This is a genomic window from Sphingobacterium sp. UBA7855 (assembly GCA_002500745.1).
Lineage (GTDB): Bacteria > Bacteroidota > Bacteroidia > Sphingobacteriales > Sphingobacteriaceae > Sphingobacterium.
The window spans coordinates 25974-39141 of record DLST01000002.1; the positions used below are offsets into that span (position 1 = coordinate 25974).

The following is a 13168-nucleotide window of genomic DNA, read 5'->3' on the forward strand; positions in this document are numbered from 1 at the left end:
TTTTTTTTTAAATCTTTTGTTTATAATGTTGAAAAAACATTGACAAATACCAAGACCTTAAATTGTATCTTTGACAAGGTTAATTTTAGAAAAGGAGTTTAAATGGCGTTAAATGTCAGAGAACTTCAAGATGAGATCATAGATCAATATCTTGAAGAAGATAATAGTAGACCTTGGATTGTTGGGTTTAGTGGAGGAAAGGATTCGACAACTTTACTTCAATTAGTGTGGTATGCTATTGCTGAGCTTCCTGCTGAGTTGAGGACTCGTAAAGTGTACGTTGTATGTAATAATACCTTGGTTGAAAATCCCAAGATTATTGAATATACTGAGCGGGTATTAAATAAAATTCAACTAGCAGCTACCGAGCAGGCTATGCCTATGTATGTTCAACGCACAACACCAAAACTAGAAGAGACGTTTTGGGTTAATTTAATAGGTAAAGGATATCCTGCGCCAAATAATATTTTCCGTTGGTGTACAGAACGTCTTAAAATAAACCCTACCACTCAATTCATTTTGGAAGTCACCAAACAGGTCGGGGAAGCCATTATTCTTTTAGGGACTCGGAGTGCTGAAAGTGCAAATCGCGCTAAAAGTATCAAGAAACATGAAATAAAGGGGGAACGTCTTCGTAAGCACATTATTCCTAATGCTTACGTCTATGCAACGATAAAAGATGTTGAGACGCCAGAGTTATGGCAATATTTAGCTCAAGTTCAATCCCCTTGGGGCGCGTCTAATAAAGAGTTAATTACATTATATAATAACGCAAGTGGGGGAGATTGCCCGTTGGTCATTGATACAACTACTCCCTCATGTGGAAATTCTCGCTTTGGTTGCTGGGTGTGTACGGTTGTCAATAGGGATAAATCTATGGAAGCGCTAATTGCTAATGGAGAAGACTGGATGGATCCTTTAGTGGAACTTAGGGATCTTTTGGCAGAGTCTCGGGATAATGAGGAACTCAGAGAGAAGAGAAGGAGGAATGGAACAATTACAGAGGGAGTTTTGGGACCATACATTCCTGAATTTAGGAAGGACTTTTTAACTGCGTTGCTTAGAGCACAAAAAGAGATTCAAGAATCTTATCCTGAGATGATATTAATAAACTATCAGGAGCTTGTGGCTATTCAGGTCATATGGTATAGGGATAATATATTCAAATATAAAGTAGCGGATATTTACAACAGTGTCTATGGAACCGCGATCTCCTTAGAGGCAGCCGAGGACGAACGACTTGTACGCGAAAAAGAATTACTCAAGAAGGCTTGTGGTAATAATAGTGATGATTTTGAACTTATCAATGAGTTGTTAACCTTACAAAAATCCAGAACAATTCTTATGAATAGTAGAGGATTACAGACTGATTTAGAAAATAGGTTAAAACAATTTGTTGTTGGGTATTAAATATAACATATGTTTATAAAAAACGTAACACTTACTGATTATCGGATTTACCATGGAAAAAATGAAATTACATTTTTTTCCGTTCCATTCCGTAATGTGTATGTGATCTCAGGGAATAATGGCTTTGGAAAGACTACCTTTTTGACATCTTTAATTTGGTGTCTTTACGGAAAAGTAATGGTCGATGTCGATGAAAAATACCGCCGTGAAATATATGAAGCTGGTGGCTATAAAGTTTATGCGAAGAAAAATTTGAATCGTAAAACTAATTCCCTCTATGAAACCTTTATAAAAGAGAAAGAGGTAGAAATAGAAGATGCAAAAAAGTATCATAAGGAAAATTACGATAAGCTAATTTCTCGAAAAGAGGAGCTGAGTTCTTATTCTGTAAAAATGATATTTTCTGAAATCTCAATACCTTCTATTGTCTGTGATGAAGTATCAGTTGAACGTACATTTAATACTGAAAAAGGAGAAGATACATTGACCATTTTAATAGATGGTCAAGTTAATGAATTAACGAAAGAAGTAGGACCAGAAATTTTTATACAAGATTTTATTCTTCCTAAAGAGATCGCCAAATTTTTCTTTTTTGATGCTGAGAAAATAGTTTCATTGGCGGAGATGAAATCGTTAGAAGAAAAACAGAGTTTGAGTAAGGCATATGCAGAAGTTTTAGGCATAAAAAAATATGAAGACCTTAAGTATAACTTGGAAGGTATTCGCATTCGATTGAGACGCACTTCTGCAAGTGATTCAGATCGTAAGAAATTTGACGAACTAACAACAGAAATCAATCGTGCAAAGCGTTTATTAGAAGAGTACAGAGAACAGATTGATTCCCTAAACGAGGAGAAAATATCAAAAAAGGTTTTGGCCGATCAATATCAAGAGAAGTTGATTCGTGAAGGTAATTCAATTACTGTTGAACAACTTAATGAACTACGGGAACAGCAGCGCGACCTATCTACTCAATATGATCAGATTAAATCCCGTATGAAGGATCTACTTGAGATGGCACCTTTTGCTATTGCAGGAAAAAAGATTAAACAAGTTAGAGAGCAGGTTCTATCGGAGGCTCAATTGGACCAAAAGAACATCGATCCCATTTTGATTAATGAAAAAGCGAAAAAAATCACGAATCAGGTGCTTGACATGATTATTTCAAAATGGAAATTGAAAAATAGTCAATTGGATGAATTAGGAACGGAACTGGAAGAGACCGTTATTAAGGTTTTTACGCCTGATGTTATTAGTGATCCCGGTTTCAAAGTCTTATTCTCTTTTACACCAAATGAACGTAATGAATTTGAGGCTATCTATTCTAATTTGAGGTTTTCATATAATCAGCTTTTTAAACAACTCGTTTCTGACCAAAAACAAAATCGAATTGCTGCCAATAGAATTTCTCGGCAAATATCAGACTCCGAATCAAAAGAGAAAGATCTATTGGTGCAAGAAATCCGCAAAAAGAAAACTGCTATAGATCAAAATTTAGATCAGATAGATCAGGATATACTTAAAAATAGCATAGCGATTTCGGACTTACAGCGTGATCTAGGTATCAAAATGAAGCAGGAATCTGAACTTGCCAAAAAGATAAAGGTTGAGGATACGGATCTTGGAAAAGATGAGGTAGCTGCACGTTTGATAGAGGAATTGAGTGTTTTTATCCAACAATTTAAATCTGAGAAAAAAGCGCTGCTTGAAAAGAGTTTAAAAAAAGAATTAAATCTATTGATGCATAAAGAACGATTTGTCGATAGGGTGGAAGTAGAGGTTGGAGCAGATTTAATTGATATTCATTTATATGATAGAAATGGAGAAATTGTCAACAAAGATGCTTTGTCAAAAGGTGAACAACAATTGTACGCTACTGCTTTATTAAAAGCTCTAGTAGACGAATCAAATATTAAGTTCCCAATATTTATCGATAGTCCATTGCAAAAATTTGATAAATTCCACTCGGAAAATATTATCAAGGAATTTTATCCGCAGGTATCCGAACAAGTTGTGTTATTTCCATTATTAGAAAAGGAATTAAGCCAAGAAGAGTATGAAATGCTTTTGCCTAGAGTGAACAGTGTACATTTAATCAAAAATATTGACGACGACCATTCTACATTCGACTTTGTACAGGCAGAGCAATTATTTAAGTATTATCAATCGTTAGCAAGCCATGTTTAAAAGTATTAAAACTTCAGAAGCTAATAAGGAAATAGTAACCGATTTAAGCCGTAAGCTGGGACTTGGAGCAGAAAATATTATTGCTCGTATTGCATATAGTTATTCCCTAGCTTCAGATGTTCGTCTAAGCATTTCAGATATAAAAGATGCTAGGGGTAAAGAGTATAGTGCAACGGTATTATTTGGCAACAACTTACCTTTTTATATTGCTATGGTCTGTACACACTATAATATTTATAAAACAGATAAAGATATCGCAAAATATGTAAAACTGCACATTGATCACGGATTGGAATTATTAGATAAAGAATTTAATGATAATCCAAATGTAACTGGATTTGAATTTTTGGTAAATAAAGTCGATATTGGTTTAAGGGAATTAATCTAAATATTGAGAAGTGTATCAAACGATTAATCAAGCGATATTAGAAGTATTTAAGAGAGAAAATAATGCTCTTCGTGTTCGGGAAATTTATCTTCGCATTCAAGAGGATAATTTGTACGAATTTAATACATCAACCCCTGAGCAGGTTGTGCGTACAGCATTACGCCGGCATGCAGAAGGATTGAATTTTGCTTCCTCTAGCGAAAAAAAACTATACCAAGTCTTAGATGATGGTCGCTACTGGTTAAAGGGAGGTGAAGTTGGCCAGACAATAGAAATATTGGCAGATAGAAACGATACTGATATACCTTCAAAGAATTTAAAGAATAGTATTCTAGAAATTGAATCTCTGCAAGATAAATACGCAAATGCTTTCAGAGATTCAATACTAAATCGGCTCAAGAGATTTTCCCCTAAAGATTTTGAAATTTTTTGCCGAGAGCTTTTGAAAGTTTATGGATTTGAAAAAGTGGAAGTCACCAAATTATCCCGTGATGGAGGGATAGATGGGTTTGGTGAGCTGAAAATAGGCTTGTCTTATCTCCATGTTTCTTTCCAGTGTAAAAGGTGGGATAAAACTGTTGTACGTAGACCTGAAATAGATAAATTCAGAGGAGCATCCCAGGGAAAATTTCAGCAAGCAATTATTTTTACGACATCTACATTTACTCAAGATGCGAAGAAAGCCGATAATCAAGTTGGCGCCATTCCAATTGCATTATTTGATGGAGATGCTATTGTTAATTTAATGATTGAAAAGCGGTTTGGCGTCGAAGTTGTAAAAGAAATTTATCTATTTGAAGAAGCTTTCGATAAGATATTTGATGAAAATAATATGATAGTTACCTAGACTATCATATTATTTTTTATTTTATTAATCTCTTTTATGATAATTTCCGACCCTTTAAGGATATCTTCTTCTGTAGTAAATCTTCCAATACTTAGTCTAATCGAAGAATAAGCTTCACGTTCCTCTAAGCCCATTGCAGTTAATACATGAGAGGGTTCTATTTTGGTAGAAGAACAAGCCGACCCATTGGAGATCATTACCGTATCTAGACCTGCGATTAATGCATCAGCATCTATATTCTTTAAACAAATATTTGAAGTATTATAAATTCGATTAGAAATATCACCATTGACATAACTTCCTTCTACCATATTTAATATACTTTCTTCCAAATGGTCTCGCAATTTGCCAATACGAGTACTTTCTTCAAGCATATTAGTGGAAGCTATCTCAATAGCCTTTCCTATACCAATAATACCTGGAACATTTAAAGTTCCGCTTCGAAATCCATTTTCATGGCCTCCTCCATGCTGCAATGCATTTAATCTAACTTTGAATGGACGTTTGTTTCGAATATAAAGGCCTCCAACACCTTTCGTTGCATAAAATTTATGTCCAGAAAATGTCAGAATATCTATTCCCAATTCTTCTACATTAATATCAATTTTAGAAAATGCCTGCGTTGCATCAGTCATAAAATATGAACCATTTTCGTGGGCTATTGTTGACAATGTTTTTATATCCTGGATTACTCCAGTCTCATTATTTACAAACATTATTGACACTAATATAGTATCCTCTTTAATTGCATTTTTTAATTCCTGAGGGTTGATTAAACCATCATTTCGCACGGGTAAGTATGTTATTTCAAAACCTTGCTTTTCTAAATATTTACATGAATCTAAAACAGCTGGGTGCTCCGTTCGGCATGTAACAATATGTTTACCCCTTACTTTATTATACTCTGCAAACCCTATTAATCCTAAATTAATAGCTTCAGTAGCTCCTGATGCAAAAATAATTTCCCCAGATTTCGAATGCAAAAAGCCTAATAGCATCTCGCGTACAATATTTATCTCTTGATTTATTAAAGATCCAGACTTGTGACGGCTGGCAGCATTCTCATAGGTTGTAAGAAAGTATGGGAGAGCAGCAGTAAGAACTTCTGGATCTACAGGGGTAGTGGCATTATAGTCGAAATATATATCATTTTTCATATTAAGTTCAAATATTGATAAAAAATCGTTATTTTACAATGCTGATATAACTTTTATGAAAAAAATAGAACAAGTTTCTTTTTCTGTCGATGCAGGTATAATTAATCGCCTAGGTTTAGAATTAGTAGCAAAATCTGAAACTGCTGTTGCTGAGTTAATAAAAAACGCTTATGATGCAGATGCAAACGTTGTTAATTTATTTTTTGAAAATGCTAATATCCCTGGAGGAACTTTATTGATTACTGATGATGGTAATGGGATGGATAAAGGCCAGTTAATTGATGGTTTTATGAGACTTGCGACTTCAGATAAAATTCATAATTCCATTTCTGAGAGATATCAAAGACCCAAAGCCGGAAGAAAGGGGATTGGAAGATTTTCTACACAGAGATTGGGGGAAACTCTCATCATCAAGACAAAATCTCAAAATTCTCCTAGTTTGGAATTAGAAATCAATTGGAATATGTATGCACCCGATACATTGTTAAGTAACATTAAAAATAATTTAACTACATTAGAAAATACACAAGGTCCAATAGGTACAAAATTGCTTATTAAGGATTTAAGGGATAAGTGGAGTGATGCAGATATTAAGCGTGTTTACCGTTATGTAGCAGATTTGATTCAACCAAGTTACCTTTCTGTGGGAGATAATAACAGAATTATTGAGGAAAGTAAAGATGAAAGCTTTGAGGTTAATTTTCTGAGGAGACAAGGCGATCAAAAAGATTGGTCATCTGTTGCAGATCCTTCATTAATGATGTTAGATAGAGCGCTAGCGACGATTACTGGATATATCGACGCAAATGGAATAGGAGTTTTAAATCTTTCTACAAAAAAGTTTAAGTTCGATGAAGTAGAGAGCGTTTTACATGATACTTTTCAAATTTCATCGGAACCTTTTCATGAGCTAGTAGGGGCATCAATTGCATTTAAAGCTTACTACTATATTGGGGGGGATAGAAATAGTTACTATGGAATAACAAAATCAGAACTTAAGGTAATTACTGATCATCTTAAGAAGAATGGTGGAATTAAACTTTACAGAAATGGTTTTAGAGTACCAAAATATGGTGAAATAGGAAATGATTGGTTGAGTTTGGATACAAAATCAAGGATAGGCGGGGGAATTCCTTTTAGTAATAATCACCTTTTAGGCTTTGTTCAACTAATAGACCCGGATGGAAAGATATTTGAAGAATCAGCTGGTAGGGAAGGTTTAATTGAAAAAGAAGCTTTCAGGGAATTACAATCGTTTATTTCTTCTGCGATAGAAACTGGTTTCTTAAATTTTATTTCTTGGTTTAGGAGATCCGACGAATATAAGGCTTTAAATCCAGACCGTGCTCCGACACCGAAGGTGGAAACCGTAAACAAGAGCTTATCTGTAATTAACAATGCAACAAAGGTACTTACTAGTTTAGATACATCCGAGGAAGAAAAAAAAGATGCTGCACTTCAACTTGAGCAAGCAACAAGAGTATTTGTTAGTACTACTAAGTCTGCGATCAATGAATTAGAAATGATGAGAGTTTTGGCAGGAGTCGGGCTTACAATTGCAGAATTTATTCATGAAATTAAACAAATAATACCCTCAACTCTAGGATATGTTGAAGATACGTTAAAGAAAAATATTTCAAAGGATATAGCTGCAAATTTAGAAAATATTAATGAAGTATTAGCATCTTTACTTGCCTATACTTCTTATTTTGATGATACAATATCGGGTAACGTTATCAGGGAGCTTAAACCTATAAATCTTAGAACGGCAATCAAATCATTTCAACAAGTAATAAATGCTGACCTAATAAGAAGACATATAATTCTTGAAACCAAAATGGAAGGTAAAGACCTAATTATTAAATCTATTCATCCTTCTGAAGTTAACACTATATTACAGAATTTATATAGTAATGCTAAAAAAGCAATACTAAAAAATAGTGGAAAAAGAGGGAAAATATTGATTAGGGCGCAAAAAGATGAAAAAAATGGCACAGTCGTTTTGGACTTCCAAGATAATGGAATTGGCATACCTGCAAAAAATAAAGACAGAATCTTTGATGCATTTTTTACAACTGCAACTGATAGGAAAGAGGATTATGGTACTAGTACAGGCCTAGGCTTACATATTCTCAATCAAATGATTCAAAACAGGTCAGGTAAAATAGAACTTGGAGAGCCGGATCCAGATTATAAGACATTATTTAAAATTACATTACCACTTGGTACAAAAGAAGACCTAAGATAAAAAGATGGCATTAAAATTTTTATATATTGATGATGAGCCTGAAAAAACGGCTCGAGGTTTAATTACTAAATTGGACGATAAAGTAAATATTGATTTTACTATTGTGCAACCATTAACTTGGAATCAACAAAAATCAAAATTGATAGACAAGGGTGGACTAAATGAATTTGATGGCTTATTGCTAGATTTTAAACTCCAATTTTCTGACGACGAAGATAGTGAGATTAAGTATTCAGGCGCGGAATTAGCCCAAAGTGTAAGGAACGGTTCTAAATCAGGTGCTATTAAAGATATACCTATTTTTCTTTGTAGTACCGAGGATTTTTACATAAATCTTTTTGATCGAACAAGTAAGGATTTATTTGATGTAAAATATAAAAAAGAAATAAATCTAAATACCGAGGACACTCAATCCGAAATGATCGCTTTCGCAGAAGCTTACTCTACTATATCTTCTAATCATAAGGAGCTAGAAACAATCCTGCAAAAGCCTATTTATGCTAATGAAGATATTGAGATTCTTAAAACGGAGCTAAATTGTTTTCAAACACCACACGAATGGGTATACTTAATTAATAACTATTGTATTCAATCGGCAGGGCTCTTAATTGATGAGAATCTTTTAGCTATAAGATTAGGAATAGATCGAATAAAATCAAAGAAATGGGATATACTTAAAAATGAGTTTCTTTTAAAATGTAGATATGAAGGAATTCTAAGTGGCTTCTACTCAAGATGGTGGCAGTTTGAGTTAAATAATTGGTGGTATGAAAATTTTGATAAAAGTTTAATTGTACTCAATGCCGATGAGCGTGTAAATTTTTTAAATGAAAAATTCGGCCTGGATTTGGTGGCTATACAATCTGCTGAACATCAACAATATAGCACCTTTTGGTATAAGTGCAGATTATCAGATATAGCTTTAGACTCAACTGATGGCTTAAGAACTATAGAAATGCCCAGATATGTTTGGCAAGAACCAACTTATATATCTTTATCATATCTATTGTCCGATGAAAGAGATATCGAATTAGCATATAGTTTATTGGGGCCAAATGAACGTCAAATTTTTGAAGAACTAGATGACCAAAGCTAAATATGACCTTTAAACAACAATTTATCAAATATATAGGTGTACTTAGGACTTTTAAAAAAGATTTACAAGAGTTCCAGTTTCAAGTAGACCAAATAGTCGCAGTGGGAAAAACTATTCAAGAAGATAAAAATAGTTTTTCTTATGTATTTTCCCCGTTGAAGCTAACTATACCTAAAAAGCTAAAACCTTCACATACTATGCCTAAGAATGTTGAAAGTATTTCAATAACAATTTCCGTAAAAGATAGAGTGGAAGTACGTAGACTAAATGAAAACAGAATTGAAGACCCAATGATAAGTCTGGATAACTTCAATATAGTGCTTACTAGTAAGGACACTCATTTTTCTTCTTGGCATCTAGATAGGCATGTTATGGATAGAAAAGAAGGTGAAGGGGACAATCTCCATCCAATATATCATATGACCTACGGTGGACATTTTATGGAAAGTAAACAAGAAAGAGATACAGACATATATGGAAAATCTCTTATTATTAGGGCGCCCAGATTAATGCATCCCCCTCTGGAGTTGATTTTAGGGCTAGATTTTGTTTTTAGACACTATATTCCAAGGAATAAATTACCATTACTCGATTATAAGCCATATATTGATATCGTTGAAAATATAAAGAAAGAGATTTGGTTTCCATATGCTCTAGCGCTGGCCAAAAACTATTGTAGAAATATTCAAATTGATAACAAACCTTATGGCTTTGATGATTACTTTGTGAAACGAGTTATCGGACATAATCCTGCCGAATAGAGTAGCAGTTAAAGAGTGGTGCAAATAGTTAGTTATAAATATTTCACCTGTATGATGGTTATTACAATTAATTTAATATTCTCTTTCCAATTTGAGGTTCAACTAAATTGGAAAGAGGTTTTAAGATTTTAATCCAATTATTACGGGTTATAAAATGTTCAGTTCATCTCTCTTTTTAAGATATGACGCAGTGAACTTCCCCCAATCTTCTCTGAGTTCCATGTATACGGATTCGGGATCGTCATTCATACTTTCTGCTTTTGCATAAGCAAATAAAAGTAAATCTATTCCATCAATTGCTTTTCTAAAAATATGATTAATGAAATCGGGGTCTAATTCCGCAGCATCTTTAGCTATTGCATCTTTTATTGGCGCATATACTTCCTTAATAAAAGGATGACGTTTGTTTATTTTTACTAATATTGTTTTGTTCAAGTGTTCAATATCTATTAAACCTTTTCCGGGCCATTCTATTTCTAGTGCTACAGTTGGTTTCTGTTGCGCGAGCTCTGCGAATTCTTCTTGTTTATCTCGAGTTTGAATACCCAGGCTTTCTGCAACTTCAAGGAGTCTCTGTTTTTCAGCGTCTGGAGTTACATAATCGCCTGAACGCCCTTTGGGCATACTTGTGTTTGAAAATTTTACGGTCTCTTCGGCATTATCACGCCCGCCACTGTAATCATCGGGATTGGACGCACTTTGAATTACTTGACTCTCAGACCAAACATCTCTGATACGTTTTCGAGCTGTCTTGATAGGCTTATTCAGCGTGAGCTTTAATTCTTTTTTAAGTTTTTCAACGGGTTCAACACCACGCTTTATATGACGAACTTGAAAATATTCATCTAAAGCTGGAGGAAAAAGCACTTCAATGCCAATATGCCTATCTAAATGCCCATTTCTATCTAAACTATCTGGTGTAATTAAATAAGGAACCTTGACATAACATATTTCTCTTTCTTGTCTTAGAAAGCTAATTTTGCCTTGATTGTCAGGTATCTGAAGCTTTTTAAACTGTCCATCCCCAAGAGGACCTTTGATTCCACCACCACCAGATACCAAACGCGTAATTTTTGGTGTTAAATATACTTTCCAAAAAACTCTCTCATTGTCAATAACAATTTCTCCTTCTTCTACTAATTCTCCTTTCATACTTTCTCCTTTCGCTAATGCTTCCGCATCCGGATTTTCTATTTGGAAGGTCGGATCATAAGGAGTAAGTGGTATGTCCTCAAATAGTTGACCAGAGCTATTAGGTAAAAATATTTTGAGACCCTTATCAATATAAATGCGATAGGTTCTTGATAAAAAATAACCTAATCCAGCTATTTTTTCGTCTGGGGACTCGGAATAAGCACGGCTTTCGTTCATCCTATCGATATTCCTCCAGATTATTAATGTACCACTACTCAAACCATCCATTAAGTGTTGGTATTCTTCAGGAAAAGTCTCTACTTCTTTAGCTATATAATTATTTTGTTTTCCATCGGCTATTTCATCAAGATCTAAGTAGCTCATATAAATTTTACCAGAAGTATTTTTAGAGCCCTTTTGCGGAATATATGTTCCACTTTTCTTATCCTGCGATAATTCAAGATAACCAGGCTTCGTATATATTTCTAGTCGTTTCGCTTGGCTAATTGAAGCTAACTTAAAACCAACACCAAATCGCCCCATACCTTCTCGGCTATTATATCTAGTACTAAAACCAATTGTCAATACATTAGGTAGAATATTAGGTGCAATTCCCATACCATCATCACTTATTGCAAATGATGAAACAACTCGCTTTACTTTTGTTGACTTTCCAGACTTTATTGTATCAAATTTCCAATCAAATTTTATTTTTCGAGCACCAGCTTGAATTGAGTTATCTACAATTTCACCGATAGCATCAGTGAAATTGTATCCCCCATCTCTAAAACTTTGAAGAGCTGTATCGGCTCTAACTAATTCTGCTTTTATTATATTATCTATTGTTGCCATTATTATTTTGCTTTTGAAGGTGTGGAAAAATCATTATTAAATAGAAAAGTCATCAAAAAAGAGTCATATTCCTCAAAATTAGTATCTAAGAAAGCTAAAAAGAAAGCCTCTTTGAACCCAGGAAAATTATGTAATTTTTGTTGTGCTAGCTTTACTATGTTTCGATATTGTCGTTCTGAGATACCTAAAAGACTCGCTATAACATCAAGTCTATTAGTCGCCTTGATATAAAGTGCGGTTCTTTCTCTTTGCGTAAGTGAATATAGTCCTCTGTAAATTATAGATTTATAATCCCTTTTTCGATCGTCAAACTCAAATTCTAATATGGCGGTTTGTTGATTTTGAAGATAATTGTAATCTTCGACTGATTTTCCAAATCTAGTAGACGAAGTATTTTTACGAGCAAGTTCCCGTTTGGAATCTTTGAAAACTTCTTCTGCTAATTTGATATCTTTAGCTTTTCGTTTAGGGATATCTAAAATTTTTTCGATTGATTTTTCATAAGCTTCAATTCGAAAATCGCATTGACATTTGGATATTTTTTTTTGGAGATAGGAGATGGCACTCCAGTCAATTTGCTCAAAATTTGGGATAGAGCTCTCCCTTGAAGAGTGTTTTACTTCCATAATTTTTTCTGTTTATGCAATGTCAGCTCAATGCTTACACTACCATTAATTTTAAAATTGAACTGTTTCTGCTAACAAGTAACCTACCTATCAGCCCGCTCATATTTATAAGGGGTTGAAAAAAATTAGAAAGGAAATAAAATTTTAAAATTATTTTTGTTTTGGACAGATTATTTCAAGAATATCCACATTTAATGCTCTAGATATCTCTAAAAGAGTTGTGAATACAAAGTCCTCCTTTGAATTTTCAATACTACTTATTTTAGCTCTATCAACATCGCATCTATTAGCAACATCTTGTTGGCTAAAACCTTTTTCGGCACGTATCCGTCTTATATTTTCCCCAATAACAATAAAGGTTTTAATATCCTGTTCTTTCATTTTCAATATGAATTTGGGAAAAGGAGGCTGATTTCATCGTGGCAGTATTGCCTCATTTTATACTCCTATTTAATTTAGGGT

At 33.8% G+C, this 13168-nt stretch carries 11 protein-coding genes; 7 read left to right on the top strand and 4 right to left on the bottom strand.

Annotation, left to right across the window (positions count from 1 at the left end):
* Positions 1-102: 102 nt before the first annotated feature.
* The 4 genes from dndC to B2107_RS01165 are packed head-to-tail and all read left to right on the top strand — an operon-like array spanning position 103 to position 4832.
* Positions 103-1410, top strand: a complete 1308-nt coding sequence (gene dndC / locus B2107_RS01150) for a DNA phosphorothioation system sulfurtransferase DndC (protein WP_293952371.1) — start codon at positions 103-105, stop codon at positions 1408-1410.
* Positions 1411-1419: 9 nt separating this feature from the next.
* A complete protein-coding gene (locus B2107_RS01155) occupies positions 1420-3597 on the top strand; it encodes an AAA family ATPase (protein ID WP_293952373.1) in 2178 nt (725 codons plus the stop codon).
* Entirely contained in the window at positions 3590-3985 is a 396-nt protein-coding gene (locus tag B2107_RS01160) for a DndE family protein (protein WP_293952375.1), read from the top strand. The genes B2107_RS01155 and B2107_RS01160 overlap by 8 nt, the downstream gene beginning before the upstream one ends.
* A 10-nt stretch (positions 3986-3995) precedes the next feature.
* Positions 3996-4832, top strand: coding sequence for a restriction endonuclease (locus tag B2107_RS01165; protein ID WP_293952377.1), 837 nt, complete (start codon positions 3996-3998; stop codon positions 4830-4832).
* Here the strand turns inward: B2107_RS01165 and B2107_RS01170 are convergent.
* A complete protein-coding gene (locus B2107_RS01170) occupies positions 4829-5989 on the bottom strand; it encodes a cysteine desulfurase family protein (RefSeq protein WP_293952379.1) in 1161 nt (386 codons plus the stop codon). The genes B2107_RS01165 and B2107_RS01170 overlap by 4 nt on opposite strands.
* Before the next feature lie 55 nt (positions 5990-6044).
* On the opposite strand from B2107_RS01170, the gene B2107_RS01175 reads away from it, so the two are divergent.
* The 3 genes from B2107_RS01175 to B2107_RS01185 are packed head-to-tail and all read left to right on the top strand — an operon-like array spanning position 6045 to position 10094.
* Positions 6045-8237: a sensor histidine kinase gene (locus tag B2107_RS01175; protein ID WP_293952381.1), complete on the top strand. Its 2193-nt coding sequence runs from the start codon at positions 6045-6047 to the stop codon at positions 8235-8237.
* Positions 8238-8241: 4 nt separating this feature from the next.
* The gene (locus B2107_RS01180; RefSeq protein ID WP_293952383.1) at positions 8242-9333 is read left to right on the top strand and encodes a hypothetical protein; all 1092 of its coding nucleotides are present in this window, start codon (positions 8242-8244) and stop codon (positions 9331-9333) included.
* 2 nt (positions 9334-9335) lie between these two features.
* Positions 9336-10094 (top strand): hypothetical protein, encoded by a 759-nt coding sequence (locus B2107_RS01185; RefSeq protein WP_293952385.1) that lies wholly within the window; start codon positions 9336-9338, stop codon positions 10092-10094.
* Between the two features lie 147 nt (positions 10095-10241).
* Here the strand turns inward: B2107_RS01185 and B2107_RS01190 are convergent, their stop codons facing one another.
* The 3 genes from B2107_RS01190 to B2107_RS01200 all read right to left on the bottom strand — a co-directional run bounded on the left by B2107_RS01190 (position 10242) and on the right by B2107_RS01200 (position 13087).
* The gene (locus tag B2107_RS01190; protein WP_293952387.1) at positions 10242-12080 is read right to left on the bottom strand and encodes an ATP-binding protein; all 1839 of its coding nucleotides are present in this window, start codon (positions 12078-12080) and stop codon (positions 10242-10244) included.
* A gap of 2 nt (positions 12081-12082) precedes the next feature.
* The gene (locus B2107_RS01195) at positions 12083-12706 is read right to left on the bottom strand and encodes a hypothetical protein (RefSeq protein ID WP_293952389.1); all 624 of its coding nucleotides are present in this window, start codon (positions 12704-12706) and stop codon (positions 12083-12085) included.
* 150 nt (positions 12707-12856) lie between these two features.
* Positions 12857-13087, bottom strand: a complete 231-nt coding sequence (locus B2107_RS01200) for a helix-turn-helix domain-containing protein (protein WP_293952391.1) — start codon at positions 13085-13087, stop codon at positions 12857-12859.
* Positions 13088-13168: the final 81 nt, after the last annotated feature.